This window comes from Streptomyces sp. NPDC059499, from assembly GCF_042749285.1.
Taxonomy (GTDB): domain Bacteria; phylum Actinomycetota; class Actinomycetes; order Streptomycetales; family Streptomycetaceae; genus Streptomyces.
The window spans coordinates 12,106-30,561 of the sequence record NZ_JBHYTT010000018.1 but is presented as its reverse complement, the minus strand read 5'-3'; the positions used below and the strand labels follow the sequence as shown (position 1 = coordinate 30,561).

General features: G+C 71.1%; 12 protein-coding genes. 9 read left to right on the top strand and 3 right to left on the bottom strand.

All coding sequences use genetic code 11. The features are described 5' to 3' along the window. The gene (locus ACFW9O_RS30745) at positions 1–1,674 is read right to left on the bottom strand and encodes an extracellular solute-binding protein (RefSeq protein WP_384613846.1); all 1,674 of its coding nucleotides are present in this window, start codon (positions 1,672–1,674) and stop codon (positions 1–3) included. Between the two features lie 383 nt (positions 1,675–2,057). Between ACFW9O_RS30745 and ACFW9O_RS30740 the strand changes: the two genes are divergently transcribed. The 9 genes from ACFW9O_RS30740 to ACFW9O_RS30700 all read left to right on the top strand — a co-directional run bounded on the left by ACFW9O_RS30740 (position 2,058) and on the right by ACFW9O_RS30700 (position 16,284). Beyond that, positions 2,058–4,916, top strand: coding sequence for a glycoside hydrolase family 3 C-terminal domain-containing protein (locus ACFW9O_RS30740; RefSeq protein WP_384613844.1), 2,859 nt, complete (start codon positions 2,058–2,060; stop codon positions 4,914–4,916). A gap of 61 nt (positions 4,917–4,977) precedes the next feature. Then, entirely contained in the window at positions 4,978–7,245 is a 2,268-nt protein-coding gene (gene yicI / locus ACFW9O_RS30735; protein WP_384613842.1) for an alpha-xylosidase, read from the top strand. A 243-nt stretch (positions 7,246–7,488) separates the two neighbouring features. Continuing rightward, a complete protein-coding gene (locus tag ACFW9O_RS30730) occupies positions 7,489–9,021 on the top strand; it encodes an aldehyde dehydrogenase family protein (protein ID WP_384613840.1) in 1,533 nt (510 codons plus the stop codon). Between the two features lie 83 nt (positions 9,022–9,104). Continuing rightward, positions 9,105–10,676 (top strand): GMC family oxidoreductase, encoded by a 1,572-nt coding sequence (locus ACFW9O_RS30725; RefSeq protein ID WP_384613838.1) that lies wholly within the window; start codon positions 9,105–9,107, stop codon positions 10,674–10,676. Continuing rightward, positions 10,673–11,725 carry a betaine/proline/choline family ABC transporter ATP-binding protein gene (locus ACFW9O_RS30720; RefSeq protein WP_351179078.1) on the top strand — a complete coding sequence of 351 codons (1,053 nt, stop codon included), beginning with the start codon at positions 10,673–10,675 and terminating at the stop codon, positions 11,723–11,725. Before ACFW9O_RS30725 ends, ACFW9O_RS30720 begins: the two co-directional genes overlap by 4 nt. Next, positions 11,725–13,707 (top strand): ABC transporter permease, encoded by a 1,983-nt coding sequence (locus tag ACFW9O_RS30715; protein ID WP_384613836.1) that lies wholly within the window; start codon positions 11,725–11,727, stop codon positions 13,705–13,707. The genes ACFW9O_RS30720 and ACFW9O_RS30715 overlap by 1 nt, the downstream gene beginning before the upstream one ends. 1 nt (position 13,708) lies before the next feature. Next, positions 13,709–14,692 (top strand): ABC transporter substrate-binding protein, encoded by a 984-nt coding sequence (locus ACFW9O_RS30710; protein ID WP_384613834.1) that lies wholly within the window; start codon positions 13,709–13,711, stop codon positions 14,690–14,692. 75 nt (positions 14,693–14,767) lie between these two features. Further along, complete coding sequence (locus ACFW9O_RS30705) at positions 14,768–14,908, top strand: hypothetical protein (protein ID WP_384613832.1); 141 nt, start codon at positions 14,768–14,770, stop codon at positions 14,906–14,908. Between the two features lie 296 nt (positions 14,909–15,204). Then, positions 15,205–16,284 carry a hypothetical protein gene (locus ACFW9O_RS30700; RefSeq protein WP_384613830.1) on the top strand — a complete coding sequence of 360 codons (1,080 nt, stop codon included), beginning with the start codon at positions 15,205–15,207 and terminating at the stop codon, positions 16,282–16,284. A 205-nt stretch (positions 16,285–16,489) separates the two neighbouring features. On the opposite strand, the gene ACFW9O_RS30695 is transcribed toward ACFW9O_RS30700, so the two are convergent. Next, the gene (locus tag ACFW9O_RS30695) at positions 16,490–17,602 is read right to left on the bottom strand and encodes a cytochrome P450 (protein WP_384613828.1); all 1,113 of its coding nucleotides are present in this window, start codon (positions 17,600–17,602) and stop codon (positions 16,490–16,492) included. After that, positions 17,599–18,456 (bottom strand): hypothetical protein, encoded by an 858-nt coding sequence (locus ACFW9O_RS30690; protein ID WP_384613826.1) that lies wholly within the window; start codon positions 18,454–18,456, stop codon positions 17,599–17,601. The genes ACFW9O_RS30695 and ACFW9O_RS30690 overlap by 4 nt, the downstream gene beginning before the upstream one ends.

The window sequence follows — 18,456 nt, the reverse complement described above, 5'->3', positions numbered from 1 at the left end:
TCAGGAGGCCGACTCGCCGGTCTCGTCGAGCAGCTTCTTGTACCAGTCGCGAAGCTGGTCGCCGCCCTTGGCCTTCCAGTCGGAGACGTTCTGCTGCATGTCGCTGATCTTCTTGCGGCCGCGGACGATGTCCTTCTCCAGGTCCTCGAACTGCGCGTTCAGTTCGGCGTACCGGGCGGGCTCCTGGATCTGCATCCCGTAGAAGAGCGGCTTCTTCAGGTGGGCGCCCTGGCGCTGCTGCCACTCGACCATGCCCTTGGCCACGTCGGGCTGGTCGGCGAAGGCCCGGAAGGGAGCGGGGGAGGCGATGTACTCGTAGGTCGCGAAGACCTGGTTGTTGCCCAGCTCCGTCTTGGTGAGGACACCGTCCTTGAGCGTGTGGTGGGTGCCCTCGACGCCGTACGCCCGCAGACGCTGCTCCTTGGTTCCGTAAGGGGCGGCGGTGTAGTTGGCGAGCGCCAGGATGTCCTCGATGGTCTTCTTGTCGGCCTTCTCGTTGACGAAGCACCAGATGTTCGAGGGCGACGCCGCGTAGAGGACGGGAGTGCCGCCGTCGTGGGCGAAGATGTCCATCGCGGCCATCCTGAACTTCGGGTTGTCCAGCCGCTGGACCGCCGTCTTGCCGTACCAGTCGGAGATGTCGGCGTTGTACATGAGGATCTTGCCCGAGGCGAAGACGTTGCCCAGGTCACCCTGCTCCGCCTTGGCGTCGGGGTGCACGAAGCCGGCCGAGTAGAGCGAGCGCGACCACTCCAGGGCCTCGAGGTACTCGTCCGTCTCGTAGCGGTTGACCAGCTTGCCGTCGACGAGCTTCCAGTAGTACGGCTTCTCCGGCAGCGCCCCGAAGAAGTTGAACGCCGACCACGTCATGTCGGCGCACGCCCACACCTTGCTCTTCGGCGCGTTGATCTCCTTGCAGAGGTCGAAGAACTCCTGCGTGGTGGTGGGGACCGAGTAGCCCTTCTCCTCGAAGATGTCGGCCCGGTAGAACGGGGTGATGTTCGGCGTCGCCTCGGCCGGCATCGGGAGCCCGCGCAGCTTGCCGGCGAAGATCGCCCGCTGCCAGGCGCCGGTGGGGATGGCCGCGAGGTTCGGGTACGCCTTCACCTTGTCGCCGGAGAGGTACGGGCCGAGGTCGGCGAACTTGTTGGCGATGGCGCTCGGTATCTTGCCGTTCAGTTCCCAGCCGGGGACGACGACGGCATCCGGGATGTTGCTGGACGCGAGGACGGCGCCGAGCTTCTGGCCGTAGGTGTTGCCGTCCTGGTTCTGCCACTTGACCTTGACGCCGGCGCCTTCGTCCATCGCCGTCCAGTACGGGTTGCCCTCACCCGGCGAGGTGCCCCACAGCGGCGCCAGGATGCTCAGCTCGCTGCCCTTGCCGAGCTTCTTCGGCACGGAGACGGCGAGCTGAGCGGCGGGCAGCGCGGTGGTGAAACCGGCGGCCGAACCGTTCTTGCTGGGGATGTCCGGGGTGACCACGGCGGACGGCACGTAGGCGGGAAGCACGTCCTTCAGCTTCTTGCCGGTGGTGGTGCCCTCGTTCTTCGAGCTGCTGCCCGAACCGCCGCAGGCGGCGAGGAGCGGGATGCCCCCGCCCACAGCTGCCGCGACGACCGCGGTCGAGGCGAGGAAACTCCTCCGGCTCGGGACGGAGGGGGAGTTCGGCGTCATTGCGTCAACCCTTCGTGGTGCACCAGGACAGTCCGGCGGTGGCGAGTGCCGTCCGGCTCCTGTGTCTTGAGGTAGCGGGCGTTACCGGCCGAGCCGGCAGCACTGCACCGGCTGAGGCGAAGCAGGTCGATCAAGTGTGTCGTCGAAGCGCTTCGATGTTGCAGCGAGATTAAGTGAAGCCATCCGGCCGCACAAGAGTCGGTTTCCAGATTCCTCGGACCTGTTTCCTAACCGTTTCCTGGTGGAACGAGGCCCGGGTGCCCGCAGCGCTCGGCTCGCACCCTTGACACCTGCGGATTGTGCGCAGAGCATCGAAGCGCTTCGAAGATCCTTCGAGGCGCGCCAACCGTGAATACCTCCCACCTTTCCAAGGGGACCCGCACGTGACGGACCTTCCGCTTCCCTTCCGCGACCCGCAGCTGACCTTCGCCCTGCGCACCGCCGATCTCCTCGGGCGGCTCACGCTCGACGAGCGGATCGCGATGCTGCACCAGTTCGCACCCGCGGTGGAGCGGCTGGGCCTCGGGCCGTTCCGTACCGGACAGGAGGCCCTGCACGGAGTCGCCTGGATGGGCCCCGCCACGGTCTTCCCGCAGGCCGTCGGGCTCGGCGCGACCTGGAACGACGAGCTGGTGCGGCGGGTCGGCGAGGCCGTCGGAAACGAGGTGCGGGCCAAGCGCGCCGAGGACGACCGGGTGGGGCTCAACGTCTGGGCCCCGACAGTGAATCTGCTGCGCCACCCGCTGTGGGGACGCGGCGAGGAGGGGTACTCCGAGGACCCGGCGCTCACCTCCGCGATCGCCGTCGCCTACACCCGGGGGCTGCGGGGCGACGACCCCCTCTACTGGCGCACGGCCCCCGTCCTGAAGCACTGGCTCGCGCACAACAACGAGACCGACCGTGACACCGCCTCCTCCTCGGTCCGCCCGCGCGTCCTGCACGAATACGATCTGCGGGCCTTCCGCGGCGCGGTCCGGGCCGGTGCGGTGTCCGGCGTCATGCCCGCCTACAACCTGGTCAACGGCCGCCCCAACCACGTCTCCCCGCTCCTCTCGCAGGAACTGCGCAGCTGGACCGGACTGCCGCTCGTCGTCTGCTCGGACGCCGGGGCGCCCTCCAACCTGGTCGACTCCGAGCACTACTTCGACACGCACGAGGAAGCCACCGCCGCCTCCCTGAAGGCCGGTGTCGACAGCTTCACCGACCACGGCCAGGACTCCACCGTCATGACCGGACGCATCCGCGACGCGCTCGCCAAGGGCCTGCTCGACGAGGAGGACATCGACAACGCGGTCCGCAGGATCCTCGACCTGCGGTTCAGGCTGGGTGAGTTCGACCCCGAGCTCGATCCGTACGCGGGCGCCGCCGACTTCGACACGGCCGGGCACCGGGCACTCGCGCTGGAGGCCGCGGAGCAGTCCGTCGTGCTGCTCCGGAACGACGGACTGCTGCCGCTCGAGCCGCGTGACGGCCGGACCGTCGCCGTCGTCGGGCTGCTCGCGGACGCCTGCAAGCTCGACTGGTACAGCGGCACACTCCTGCACCGCTCGACCCCGCTCGACGGGCTCCGTGAGCGGTACGGCGCCGAGAACGTCCTCTTCGCCGAAGGCGCGGACCGGATCCGGCTGAAGTGCGCCGAGGGCTGGCTGAGGGTGCCCGAGGCCGTGGCGGCGACGGACGGAGAGGCCCGTGGCGCCGAAGGCGCCCTGGACCCCGCGCTCCTCGCCGGCCGCACCGATCTGCCGCCGCTGACCTGCGGCCGGGCGGCCACCGAGCTCGCCCTCGTCGACTGGGGCGAGGGTGTACTCACCTTCCGTACCGACGAAGGCCTGTACCTCTCCGTCGCCGACGACGGCTACGTACGGGCGTCCGCGGACGAGCCGGGAGGCTGGGTCGTCCAGGAGACGTTCCGCCTGGAGGCGGTGGAGGGACACGACGGCGGACACCGCCTTCTGCACATCGGGACCGGTGGGTACGTCACTGTCGCCGCCGACGGCGCAAAGGTTGCCGAGTCCGGCGAGAAGATTCCCGCGGCCCGCGCCACGGTCTTCGAGACCGAGACCGTCGAGCGCGGTGAGGACGCCGTGGCCCGGGTCGCCGCAGCCGCCGACACGGTCGTCGTGGTCGCCGGGAACGACCCCCACATCAACGGCCGCGAGACCGAGGACCGTACGACGCTCGCCCTCCCCGCCCAGCAGGACCGGCTGTGGCGCACCGCGCACGCCGCCAACCCGCGCACCGTCCTCGTCCTCACCTCCGCCTACCCGTACGCGGTCACCGACGCGGCGGCAGAGCTGCCCGCCCTGCTCTGGACCGCCCACGGCGGCCAGGCCGCGGGCACCGCGCTCGCCCGGATCCTCGCCGGCGACGTGTCCCCGGCCGGACGGCTTCCGCAGACCTGGTACGCCCGCGACGAGGATCTCCCCGGCCTGCTCGACTACGACATCATCGGCTCGCGGCAGACGTACCTGTATTTCGACGGGACCCCGCTCTACCCGTTCGGACACGGGCTCGCCTACACCGACTTCACCTACTCCGCGCTGAGGACGGCGCTGGAGGAGGAGGGCCTGCGGGTCTCGCTGACCGTCACCAACGACGGCGCCGTCGCCGCCGACGAGGTCGCCCAGCTCTACGTCCGGGCGGCGGACTCCCCGGCGGACCTTCCGCTGCGCCGCCTGGTGGGTCACCGCAGGGTGCACCTCGCGGCAGGTGCCGCCGAACGCGTCGAATTCCTCGTGCCCGTCGAGGAGCTGGGCCACTGGAGCGTGGCGCACGGCCGCTGGACCGTCGAGCCGGGCGCCTACGAGATCCTGGCCGGGGCCTCCAGCACCGACATCCGGCTCACCGCCACCGCGATCGTCGACGGCGAGGCGTCCGGCCCGCGCCCCGTCGTGGAACGCGGGCTGGAGGCCGCCGACTACGACGAGCAGCAGGGTACGGAGATCCTCGACCGTACGAAGGTGGTGGGCGACACCGTCGCGGCCGTCGACGACATCGGTCAACTGCTCTTCCGCGCCTGTGACTTCGGCGCGGGTGTGCAGGCGGTCGCCGCGTCCGCCGCGGGCGCCGGATCGGTCACCGTGACGGTGGACGGGCGGACGGCGGAGATCGTCGTCCCCGCCACCGCGGGACCGTACGACTACCGCACCGTCGAGGCCGCGCTCGACATCCGTGGGGTGCACGACGTGCGCGTCACCCTGCAGGGGTCCGTGCGGCTCGCCCGACTCGGATTCACCGCGTGACGGCCGCGCCGCCCGTCCCCGCCGCCCGACCGATTCCCTGTGCCTCCGGAAAGGAGTCCTCATGAAGTTCACCGACGGCTTCTGGCTCATGCGTGAGGGCGTCCGCGCCTCCTACGCGACCGAGATCCGCGATCTGCGCGTCGAGGCCGACCGGTTCACCGCGTACGCCGCGGTCAAGCGGGTGGCCGCACGCGGTGACACGCTCAACACCCCTCTGATCACCGTCGACTGCTTCTCCCCGGCCGAGGGCGTCATCGGCGTACGCGTCACGCACCATGCCGGAAAGGCCCGGCGGGGGCCCGACTTCGCCCTCCTGTCCGGCGACGGCACCGCACCCGCCGCCCGCACCCGCAGGGACGGCGCGGTCACCGAACTCACCAGCGGGCCGCTGACGTTGCGCATGGACGGCGACGGCCCCTGGGGGATGACCTTCCTCGACGCGGACGGCCGGCGCCTCACCGGTGTCGACCCCAAGGGCACGGCGTTCGCCACGACCCCCGACGGTGCCCACCACATGGTCGCCCAACTCGCCCTGAGCGTCGGCGAGAACGTCTACGGTCTCGGTGAGCGCTTCACGCCGTACGTGAAGAACGGCCAGACCGTCGACATCTGGCAGGCCGACGGCGGGACCAGCAGCGACCTGGCGTACAAGAACATCCCGTTCTACCTCTCCTCGCGCGGCTACGGCGTCTTCGTCAACCACCCCGGCAAGGTCTCCTTCGAGATCGGCTCGGAGTCCGTCGGCCAGGTGCAGTTCAGCGTCGAGGACCAGTCGCTGGAGTACTACATCGTCGCCGGCCCGACCCCGAAGGAGGTCCTGGCCCGCTACACGGCCCTGACCGGCCGGCCCGCGCTGCCGCCCGCCTGGTCGTTCGGCCTCTGGCTCACGACCTCGTTCTGCACCTCGTACGACGAGGAGACCGTCACCTCGTTCGTCGACGGGATGGCCGAACGCGACATCCCGCTCAGCGTCTTCCACTTCGACTGCTTCTGGATGCGCGAGTACCAGTGGTCGGACTTCCTGTGGGATCCCGAGGTCTTCCCCGACCCGGAGGGCATGCTGGCCCGGCTCAAGGAGCGCGGGCTGCGGATCAGCATGTGGATCAACCCGTACATCGCGCAGAAGTCCGTGCTGTTCGCGGAGGGTGCCGAACTCGGGTACCTGGTGCGGCGGCCCAACGGCGACGTCTGGCAGTGGGACCTGTGGCAGCCCGGCATGGCGCTGGTCGACTTCACCGACCCCGCAGCCCGGGAGTGGTACAACAGCAAGCTGCGCGCGCTGCTCGACCAGGGTGTCGACTGCTTCAAGACGGACTTCGGCGAGCGCATACCGACCGACGTCGTCTGGCACGACGGCTCCGACCCCGAGCGGATGCACAACTACTACGCGCAGCTCTACAACCGCACGGTCTTCGAGCTCCTGGAGAAGGAGCGCGGAACGGGCGAGGCGGTGCTCTTCGCCCGCTCCGCGACGGCGGGAGGCCAGCAGTTCCCGGTCCACTGGGGTGGTGACTGCTTCGCCTCGTTCACCGCGATGGCCGAGTCGCTGCGCGGCGGCCTCTCGCTGAGCCTGTCCGGCTTCGGCTTCTGGAGCCACGACATCGGCGGCTTCGAGGGCACCCCCGACCCGGCCGTCTTCAAACGGTGGCTCGCCTTCGGCCTGTTGTCCTCGCACAGCCGGCTGCACGGCAACGTCTCCTACCGGGTGCCGTGGGCGTTCGGCGAGGAAGCGGTGGACGTGGCAAGGAAGTTCACCCTGCTCAAGCACCGCCTGATGCCGTACCTGTACGGGGTGGCGGCCGAGGCGCACCGCACGGGCGTCCCGATGATGCGCCCCATGCTGGTGGAGTTCCCCGGCGATCCGGCCTCCCGCACCCTGGACCGGCAGTACATGCTCGGCTCCGACCTGCTGGTCGCCCCCGTCTTCACCGAGGACGGAGAGGTCGAGTACTACGTCCCCGAGGGCACCTGGACGTCGCTGCTCACCGGCGAACGGATCACCGGTCCCGCCTGGCGCCACGAGACCCACGGCTTCGACAGCCTGCCCCTGCTGGTCAGGGACGGGGCTGTGCTCCCGTGGGGCGCCGACGACCAGCGCCCGGACAGCGACTGGCTGGACGGCCTCACCCTGCGGGTGTTCGGTTCCGGTGACGGTGAGCGGACGGTCACCGTGCCGGACCTGACCGGTGCCCGCGCGGCGGCGTTCCGCGTCGTACGGGATGCCGCGGGTGCGCACGTCGTGGCGGAGGGCACCGACCGTCCGTACCGCGTCACTGTGGAGGAGTCCGGAGCGACGGGGGAGGGGACGGGGACCGTGACAGTCCTCTGATCCGCCTCCCACCCGCACGACGGCCCGCCGTCGGCCCCAGCCAGGGGCCGACGGCGGGCCTTTCTGCGTTACCAGGGGTACGGCAGTGAGTCATGTCACCCAGAGTGAATTTCTCGGCATACATTCCGCCGGGCCGGACAGGTGTCCAGGCCGCTGGTGCGCCCTCATCCCGGTGCACCCGCGCGGAACAGTGCTCGGCCGGACCGGTGCGGAGCGATTCAGGCACGGAAGGCAGATCACTACATGTCGGCTCACCCCTCGTCGGCTCATCCCGCGACGGTGCTGGACACCATCCACATCGACGGGGCCTGGCAGGCCGCGATGTCGGGCGCGACGCGCGAGATCCTCGACCCTGCCGACGCCACCGTCCTGGCCCTCGTCGCGGAGGGCGGCTCCGACGACACCGACGCGGCCGTCGCCGCCGCCCGCCGCGCCTTCGACGACGGCCCCTGGCCGCACAGGCCCGTCGCCGAGCGCGCCGGGCTGCTGCGCCGGGTCGCCGACCTCCTCCAGCGGGACCGCGAGGAGATCGCGATCACCGAGAGCCGCGACACCGGCAAGACCCTGGAGGAAGGGCGCGTCGACGTCGACGACGTGACCAACGCCTTCCGCTACTTCGCCGACCTCGTGATGAACGAGAGCGGCGGCCGGGTCGTCGACGCGGGCGACCCCGACGTCCACAGCGTCGTCGTCCACGAGCCGGTCGGCGTCTGTGCCCTGATCGCCCCGTGGAACTACCCGCTGCTCCAGGCCAGCTGGAAGATCGCCCCGGCGCTCGCCGCCGGCAACACCTTCGTGCTCAAGCCCAGCGAGGTCACACCGCTCTCCACCGTCCACCTCGTCCGGCTGCTCTCCGAGGCGGGTCTGCCGGACGGCGCGGCCAACCTCGTGACCGGCGCGGGCGACCCCGTCGGCGCCCGGCTCTCCGAACACCCGGACGTGGACCTGGTCTCCTTCACCGGCGGCCTCGCCAGCGGTACGAAGGTGGCCCGGGCAGCCGCACCCACGGTCAAGAAGGTCGCCCTGGAACTCGGCGGCAAGAACCCCAACGTCGTCTTCGCCGACGCGTGCGCCACCGACGAGGACTTCGACACCGCCGTCGACCAGGCCCTGAACGCGGCGTTCTTCCACAGCGGCCAGGTCTGCTCCGCCGGGAGCCGGCTCATCATCCAGGAGTCGGTGGCCGAACGCTTCGTTACCGAGCTCGCCCGCCGCGCCGACGCGATCCGGCTCGGCCGCGGCACCGTGGACGGCGTCGAATGCGGCCCGCTCGTCTCCGCCCAGCAGCTCGCCAAGGTCGAGGCGTTCGTCGCCTCCGCCCGCGCGGAGGGCGCGATCGTGCGCTCGGGCGGCGCCCGCCCCGAACCCTCGGACGTACGGCCCGCGAGCGGCTACTTCTACCGGCCCACCGTCCTGGACGGCTGCCACCGCGAGATGAGGGTGGTCCGCGAGGAGACCTTCGGGCCGATCCTGACCGTCGAGACCTTCCGTACCGAGGAAGAGGCCGTCCGGCTCGCCAACGACACGGACTACGGGCTCGCGGGCGCCGTCTGGACGACCGACGCGGGCCGTGCCCGACGCGTCGCGGGACGGCTGCGGCACGGCACCGTCTGGATCAACGACTACCACCCGTACCTCCCGCAGGCGGAGTGGGGCGGCTTCGGCAAATCCGGTACCGGCCGTGAACTCGGGCCCACCGGGCTCGCGGAGTACCGCGAGGCCAAGCACATCTACCAGAACCTCAACCCGCGTCCGCAGCGCTGGTTCGCGGGCTGAACCGGTCGCCGTCCCCCCGACGTACCCCCGGCTGTTCGCAGCACCACGCACACGCAAGCACCTTGCAGAAGGAGCAGTGACCGATGCCCCCGTCCCCCCGCACCGCACGCCCCGAACCTGTCGACTACGTGATCGTCGGCGGCGGCACCGCCGGCTCGGTGATCGCCTCCCGCCTCACCGAGGACCCCGACGTCACCGTCACGGTCATCGAGGGCGGCCCCACGGACATCGACCGCGACGACGTCCTCACCCTGCGCCGCTGGCTCGGGCTCCTCGGGGGAGACCTCGACTACGACTACCCCACGACCGACCAGCCGCGCGGCAACTCCCACATCCGTCACAGCCGGGCCCGGGTCCTCGGCGGCTGCTCCTCGCACAACACGCTGATCAGCTTCAAGCCGCTGCCCGGCGACTGGGACGAGTGGGCCGCGGCGGGCGCCGAGGGCTGGGACGCGGCGTCCATGGACCCGTACTTCGCCCGGCTGCGCAACAACATCGTGCCGGTCGACGAGAAGGACAGGAACGCCATCGCCCGCGACTTCGTCGACGCGGCGCAGGCGGCGGCCGGAGTCCCGCGCGTCGACAGCTTCAACAGGAAGCCCTTCCACGAGGGTGCGGGCTTCTTCGACCTCGCCTACCACCCGGAGAACAACAAGCGGTCGTCCGCGTCCGTCGCCTACCTCCACCCGCACATCGAGGCCGGCGACCGCCCCAACCTCGAGATCCTGCTGGAGACCTGGGCGTACCGGCTGGAGTTCGAGGGCGACCGAGCCACCGGCGTACACGTGCGCACCGCGGACGGCGAGGAGGTGCTGCTGCGCGCGGCCCGTGAAGTCATCGTCTGCGCCGGCGCGGTGGACACCCCGCGACTGCTCATGCACTCCGGCGTCGGACCGGCGAAGGACCTGGAGGACCTGGGCATCCCCGTCGTCCACGACCTCCCGGGTGTGGGCGAGAACCTGCTGGACCACCCGGAGTCGGTCATCGTCTGGGAGACCGACGGGCCCATCCCGGAGAACTCCGCCATGGACTCGGACGCGGGCCTGTTCGTACGCAGGGATCCCGAATCCCGGGGCCCCGACCTGATGTTCCACTTCTACCAGATCCCCTTCACCGACAACCCGGAGCGCCTCGGGTACGAGAGGCCGGCGCACGGGGTGTCGATGACCCCGAACATCCCCAAGCCGCGCAGCCGCGGCCGGCTCTACCTCACGAGCGCCGACCCCGAGGTCAAACCCGCCCTGGACTTCCGCTACTTCACGGACGAGGACGACTACGACGGGCGCACCCTGGTCGACGGGATCAAGCTCGCCCGCGAGATCGCGAAGACGGAACCGCTGGCCCACTGGCTCACGCGCGAGGTGTGCCCGGGCCCCGAGGTGACCTCCGACGAGGACATCAGCGAGTACGCCCGCAAGGTCGCCCACACCGTCTACCATCCGGCCGGCACCTGCCGGATGGGCGCGGTGGAGGACGCCGCCGCGGTCGTCGACCCCCAGCTGCGCGTCCGCGGCCTGCGGGGCCTACGCATCGCGGACGCGTCAGTCTTCCCGACCATGCCCGCCGTGAACCCCATGATCGGCGTGCTCATGGTGGGCGAGAAGTGCGCCGAACTGCTCTCAGCAGCCCCGACCGCCGGAGGCGATGTCCGATGACCGAAGCCAGTACCCCTGTGTTCAGCGTCCGCGACCTCTGGAAGGTCTTCGGCCCCAAGGCCGACCGCATCCCCGGCAGTGAGCACGCGGAACTGCCCGCCGCCGAACTGCGGACACGCACCGGCTGCACCGCCGCCGTACGCAACGTCTCCTTCGACGTCAAGAAGGGTGAGGTCTTCGTCGTCATGGGCCTGTCGGGATCCGGCAAGTCCACCCTCGTACGCTGCCTCACCCGGCTGATCGAACCCACCAGCGGCACCGTCGCCATCGACGGCGAGGACGTCCTGGCCATGGACCGCACCCGGCTGCGCGAACTGCGCCGCCACCGTGCCGCGATGGTCTTCCAGCACTTCGGGCTGCTGCCGCACCGCACCGTCCTGGACAACGTCGCCTACGGCCTGGAGATCCAGGGCATCGGGAAGGCCGAACGCCGGGCCAAGGCGGCCGAGCTGGTGGACAAGGTCGGCCTGACGGGCCTTGAGAGCCGCCGCCCGGCCCAGCTCTCCGGTGGCCAGCAGCAGCGCGTCGGGCTGGCGCGCGCGCTCGCCGTCGACCCGTCCGTCCTCCTGTTCGACGAACCGTTCAGCGCGCTCGACCCGCTGATCCGCAGGGAGATGCAGGACGAAGTCGTCCGGCTGCACAAGGAGGAGGGCCGCACCATGGTCTTCATCACCCACGACCTGAGCGAGGCACTGCGCCTGGGCACCCGCATCGCCCTGATGCGCGACGGCGGCATCGTGCAGCTCGGCACCCCCGAGGAGATCGTCGGGTCGCCCGCCGACGACTACGTACGCGAGTTCGTACGCGACGTACCGCGCGAACAGGTCCTCACCGTCTCCACCGCCATGCGGCCCCCGGCCGCCGGAGAGAGCGAACACGGCCCGGCGCTGCGCCCCGAGGCGACCGTCTTCGAGGCCATAGAGGCGGTCGCCCGCTCCGGTGACCGGACAGCCCGGGTCATGGACGACGGCAGGCTGGTCGGCATCGTCGACCACGCCTGCCTGCTCGACGTGGTCGCGGGCACGGGGGCCCGCGAGGTGAGCGTCTGATGGCAACCGCCCAGGCCGCCACCACGGCCGCAGCAGTCCCCCCGGGCAGCGGGCCCCTCGCCGCCCTGCGCGGTCGCCCCGCACTCGGCAAACTCCTGATCCTGCTGGCGATCGCCGCGGTCGCCGTACCCCTGCTCCACGCGCGGTGGGGAGGGGGCGTCTGGCCCACGGCCCTGACCGTCGACCTGACCGAGCCGCTCGGCGAGGTCAACGACTGGATCATCGCCAACCGCGACAGCCACCCGCTGTTCCTCTACTTCTTCGGCCACATCAGCAACGCCGTCGTCCTGTCCGTACGCGGCGTCTACCTGGTGCTTCTCGCGCTCGGCTGGGCCGGTGTCACCGCGCTCGCCGCGGTCGTCGCCTGGCGGGTGGCCGGACTGCGGCTCGCGCTGACCGCCGCTCTCTCCTTCGGTGTCTGCGGCCTGCTGGGCATGTGGGTGCCGACCATGCAGACGCTCGCGCTCATGATCGTCGCCGTGCTCGCCTCCGTGGTGCTCGGCATGCTCCTCGGGCTCGCCGCCGGGCTGTCGGACCGTACGTTCCGGGTTCTGCGGCCCGTGCTGGACACCATGCAGGTGCTTCCCGCCTTCGCGTACCTGCTGCCCGTCGTGCTGGTCTTCGGCATCGGAGTGCCCGGCGCGGTCCTCGCGACCGTCGTCTACGCGGCTCCGCCGATGGCACGGCTCACCGCGCTCGGTCTGCGCGGAGCCGACGCCGGCGTCATGGAAGCCGTGGCCTCGCTGGGCGCGACCGGCAGGCAGCGACTGCTGACGGCACGGCTGCCGCTCGCCCGCAAGGAACTGCTCCTCGGCCTCAACCAGACGATCATGATGGCCCTCTCGATGGCCGTCATCGCCTCCATCATCGGCGCCGGCGGCCTCGGTGACCGCGTCTACCAGGCGCTGTCCTCCGTCGACGTCGGTGCCGCGCTCGCCGCGGGCATCCCGATCGTACTGCTCGCCGTCGTCCTGGACCGTACGACCGAGGCGGCCGGCCGGAGGATCGGCGCGGAACCCACCGGACCCGTCGCGCTGCGAGGGCTGCGGGGCTGGGGACTCGCCGCGGTGATCGCCGCCGCCGTCGCCGTCGTCGGGCGGTTCACCGGCGGCCGCGTCTGGCCCGAGAGCGGGATCGTGGCCATCGCGGGCCCCGTCAACACCGCCAAGGACTGGATGGTCGACCACCTGTACACCGGCGTCCCCGTCATCGGCGGCACCGCCGACTGGGCCGCCCACTTCACCGACTGGGTCCTCAACCCGCTGCGCAGCGGACTGCAGGGCCTGCCCTGGTGGTCCGTCCTGCTGGTCGTCGCCGCGCTCGCCTGGACCATCGGCACCTGGCGCACGGCGCTGACGGCCGTGCTGGCCATGGCCGCCATCGGGGTCCTCGGTGTCTGGGAGCCGTCGATGGACACGCTCAGCCAGGTCCTCGCCGCCGTCGCGGTCACCCTGGTCCTCGGCTTCGCCGTCGCCATCGGCGCCGCACGCAGCGAACGTCTCGAACGGCTGCTGCGCCCCGTCCTGGACGTCTTCCAGACCATGCCGCAGTTCGTCTACCTCATCCCGGTCGTCGCCCTCTTCGGCGTCGGCCGCGCCCCCGCCGCCGCGGCAGCCGTCGTCTACGCCCTGCCCGCCGTCGTCCGCATCACCACCCAGGGGCTGAGGGGCGTCGACCCCGCCGCGATGGAGTGCGCCCGCTCGCTCGGCGCCACCCCCGGACAGCAACTGCGCCAGGTCCAGCTCCCGCTGGCCAGGCCCGCCCTGCTGCTCGCCGTCAACCAGGGCGTTGTCCTGGTCCTCGCGGTGGTCATCATCGGCGGCCTCGTGGGTTCCGGCGCACTCGGGTACGACGTCGTGTTCGGCCTCGCCCAGGGCGACCTGGCCACCGGCCTCGTCGCCGGTGCGGCCATCGTCTGCCTCGGGCTGATGCTGGACCGGGTCACCCAGCCCACCACCCGACGCCGCCGGAAGGAGAGCTGACATGGCTCGCACCCGTACCCGCGCACACCTGCGCACGTCCGCGACCGTCGCCTCGGCCGCGGCCCTGCTGGCCGTCACCGGCTGCGGTGCCGCGGACATGACGAAGCAGGCGTCCCCGTTCGCCGCCCCCGCCGACATCAGGACCGTCACGCTCTCCGTGCAGTCCTGGGTCGGCGCCCAGGCCAACGTGGCCGTCGCCCAGAAGCTCCTGGAGGACGAACTGGGCTACCGCGTCGACCTCGTCCAGACCGACGAGGTCCCCGCCTGGGACGCCCTCAGCCAGGGCAGGGTGGACGCCATCCTGGAGGACTGGGGCCACCCCGACCAGGAGAAGCTGTACATCCAGGACAAGAAGACCATCGTCCCCGGGGGCGACCTCGGCGTCACGGGGCACATCGGCTGGTACGTACCCAAGTACTGGGCCGACGAGCACCCCGACGTCACCGAGTGGAAGAACCTCGACAAGTACGCCGACGAACTGCGCACCCCGGAGAGCGGTGACAAGGGCCAGCTGATGGACGGTTCACCGTCCTACGTCACCAACGACAAGGCCCTGGTGAAGAACCTCGGCCTGGACTACAAGGTCGTCTTCGCCGGCTCCGAGGCCGCGCAGATCACCCAGATCCAGCAGTTCGCCAAGGAGAAGAAGCCCTTCCTCAGCTACTGGTACCAGCCGCAGTGGCTGTTCAACGAGGTGCCGATGGTGGAGGTGAAGCTCCCCGAGTACACCGATGCGTGCGGTGCCAAGGACCCGGCCGACATCGACTGCGCGTACCCGCAGACGCCGCTGCAGAAGTACCTCAACGCGGACTTCTCCCAGCGGGGCGGTGAGGCCGCGGCCTTCCTGAAGAAGTTCAACTGGTCGGAGAAGGACCAGAACGAGGTCTCCGAGATGATCGCCTCCGAGCGGCTGGCGCCCGGCGAGGCAGCCGAGCGCTGGATCGAGGAGAACCCCGACGTGTGGAAGAAGTGGCTGGTCCGGTGACCTGAGCCGGGCACCTCCTTCCGGACAGGGCCTCAGCCGCCGCGGCACACGCCGCGAACGGCTGAGGCCCTTCGCGTGACCCGCCGCAGGGGCCTTGCCGTCCAGGCCGCGGCCGGGGTGTCACGCACGGTCCTGGCCAGGGCCGCGCTACGGGAGACCGCACTCCCTCCGGCGCCGGCGCTCCTGCTCGTGGGCGCCGGAGGCGCGGCGCAGTAGGTGTCGTACTACGGCATCGTGGGCGCCGGCTCCCTACCGCTGCTCCCGCTCCTCGTCCCCGCGGCGGTCCGCGCGGCCGGCCTGCCTGCCGCGGCGACGTCGCTGCCCCTCCTGCGACGCGTGAGGCACCCGGCGGAGCCGGATTTGACCAGTTGCACCTGTATCGGCCCGGGGGACAGGGAGTGACGGACGGTCTCGATGCTGATTGGGTGGTGAGGTTGGTTATGTTGTTGCAGGTCCATGACAGTGCGTCCCGTGGGGCGCGACGCGCACGGGCCCTGAACAAGGCGGTTTGGGTGGAGCTGGCTACGGCCTTCAACGACGCGTGGAACCGGCAGCCGGATCCGGCGGACCGGCCCGGCGGACATCGGCCATCGAACCCGCAGTGGGTGCTCGTCTCGGCCCTGTGGTTGCTCGCCGCCTGGACAGTGGAATCCACACCCGGGTGGGCGTCGACGCTGGTACTCGACAAGAGCGGTGGCCCCCGCGACGAGCCATGGCCGGCTCCTTCTGAGCAGCTTGCCGCGATCGCGGACCTGCCGGAGGTCACGGGTGCTGTCCCGTACGCCGGCATGTTGTCGAAGGACAACCACTCCACGCCGCACGAAGAACTGGTGTCGCTCATCGCCGGGGCGGCCCACGTGCAGGACGCGCGTCGGACGTCGTTGGTGCGGTACTTCGCAAACGAGGCAGTGGGCGGTGACCTACTGCGTCTCACCACGACCGACGATGACCCAGCCCTGCACCTGTTGCACCGGGACTACCGCGGCACGATGCGGGTGACCCTCGCGCCGGCACCGACGGTGCAACAGCCGCCGGTCATCGCTGCCGACGGTGGCGACGGTGCGATCCGCACCCGGATTTCCTGCCTCGCCACGCTTCTGAGCGACCTCCTCATGGTGAACAACAACAACTCTGTCGACTTCCGGTTCCGGATCGGCACGCTCCCCGAGGACGACGCACAGGTCGGCGACCGCCTCACCGCCGCTTCCTGCTGGTGGTCGGCCACCCGCGAGGACGCCGAGGAGTACGCCGACGACAAACAGAGGTTCCGCCCGATTACGTTCACCGAACTGCGGACGTCGCTCCACAACGACGCCCGGCTCTCCCTCGTCGACAACTGGGACGGCTCGTGGAGCGGCATCGACGAGATGCCCGAGGTCCCGGCCGGCCACGTCGTGAATCATCTCGTCGACGACCTGGTCGACGTCATCGAGGGCCGGCTGGGCGGCGCGCTCGTCGCGGTGAACGGGTACCTGCCCACCGGGTGGCCGCCGGCGGACCCCACCGGCGAGGACGACGACGGCGAGTACACGTACGTGCTGTTCGTCCGGGGTGACGAAGTGGGTGTCCTCGACATCGACCGATCCTGCTGAGCGTGTACAACGGCACGAGGGCGCGGTCACCGGCGAGCCGTTCACCGAGTGGGTACTGCAGGACACCGGCGGACGTACGGCGATCCCCGCGTGCAGAGTCCTCAGGTGTTCAACGGGTTTTCTGCCCCGGTCGCGGCGGATGCCGGACGGTAACCGGTTCTTCGTGCCCCTTTCGGGCTTCGAGTACTGCACGTGGCGCACGGACCTACCCGGAGGGCGGGACGCCGTCCCAGCGCGGGACCAATGCGGGGCTGCGCGATTCGACCAGGGCCAGTCGGCCGGACACCGGCGGCGGGAAGCGGCTTCCGTACAGTTCGGCGGCCGCGGCGATCTGCGCGCGGGCGAAGGTGGCGGCCGGGCACCTTCGCGGTCCGAGGCCGAACGGCAGGAACCAATGCGGCGCCGGCGTCGTCTGCCATCGGCGCAGGGTGTACTCGTCGGGCCGGGCCCAGGCCCGCTGGTGCCGGTGGATGAGCCAGGGGCTGATGACGACCAGGTCCCCCGCGGCGAAGGGGAAGGCCCGGCGCGGCTCCACGATCCGCCGGGCGATCATGAAGCTCGGCGGGTACATCCTGAGGACTTCGTCCAGGGCCGGGCGGGTGCACTGCGGGGCGACACCGAGAGAGACGGCGCTCAGGACGGCCGCCGTTGTGCTGCCCCAGCCCGCCAGGATCATGGCCCGGAGCTCCTCGGCGATGCGGGGCGTGGTCCAGCCCTCGTCGCGCAGGTGCAGGGTGAACCCGGAGCGCGAGCCCTTGACCAGCGCGTGGACGAAGGAGGCGAGGTCGTCCTCGGTGCCGGCGGGGCGGCAGGCGGTCGGCCCGGCCGGCCGTTCCAGCCGGGCCCAGCTCGTCCGTACGAGCTCCCGGAGCCGTCCGCCGTCCACCGCACCCGGCTCCTGCCCGGTGAGCTGGGCGAGCAGCGAGGCGGACAGGGCTTCGGTCAGCGGCCCCGGCCCCGGCGGTGACTCCCGCCCTCGGAGCGCCGCCGTGAGGTGTCCGGCCAGCAGGTGACGCCGCCGGGCCTCCCACCCCAAGGCGGTGACGAGCCGGCGCTTTACGCCGCGCACGTGGTCGGCGTGTAGGACGCCGACGCCGCCCAGCAGCCGTTGGGAGTGCGCGGGCCGCGACTTCTGCCCGGCGGACGAGGTCAGCAGCGCGCGCGCGTTGGGCAGGTCCGAGACGAGCCAGCCGGTCTCGCCGCCGAAGGCACACGGTGACACCGGTCCTGCGGACGCCGTGTCATGAGACCTTATCGCGTCGAAGAGTTCGGGCCGCTGCGCCAGCGACAGGCCCGGGAACCGGTCGCCGGGGCTCACCCGGATTCCGCCACCGGCCGGCCGGGTGAGCCCCCGGCCTTGAAGCGCAGCAGCGTGCGGGCGCTGGGCTCCTTGATGGCGGGGCCGCGATGCAGGGCGGCGTAGTTGTCGAAAACGAGCACGCGGGAGGGGGCGACCACTGCCTCGTACCAGCGCGTCGCGCCATCCACCGCGCGCTCCAGGGACCGGCAGGCGAGGGACACGGCGGGCGGGCCGCCGTCGATCACCTCGTCCAGTGCGGGGCGGAACCAGCGGGGTACGACGCCCCGCACCGGAGCGCGGAGCTGCGCCAGTTCGGGGTAGCGCAGGCGCCAGGCGACGTCGTGGTCCCGCAGAACATCCAGTGCCTCAGCCGCACCGGGCCACGACGCGTCCACCTCGTCCCACGGCAGCACGCCGGTCGCGGGCTCGTGCAGGGCGGGGTCCGCACGCAGGAGGCCGAGGATCGTCCACCGATTGGGCGTGACCCAGGGGGTACTGTCGGTGTGCCAGTTCTGCTCGTAACGGTCGGCCCCACCAGTCGGCACCTCGGAGACCGATCCGCCGAGCGTGGGGTCGACGGGGTGGTGGACGTGCCCGAGCAGGGCGCCAACGGCCGACACCACGGCGAGCGTCCACCGGGACTCGGAGAAGCTCAGCGTGACGCTCCGCGCGGATCCGGCCAGCGCCGAGCGCAGCGAAGCGGTGAAGTCCGGGTACTGCTCGTCGGCCCGGCGCAGCTCGTCGAGCCGTCCCGAGCGGCGGGCGGTGTCCAGCCCCTCCGCAAGCTGTGACGGCGCCTGCGCGGGCCAATCGTCCAGAGTCCGGGCCCAGCGGGCGGGAACGGGCAGGTGCGGAACGGACAGAGGCGGCAT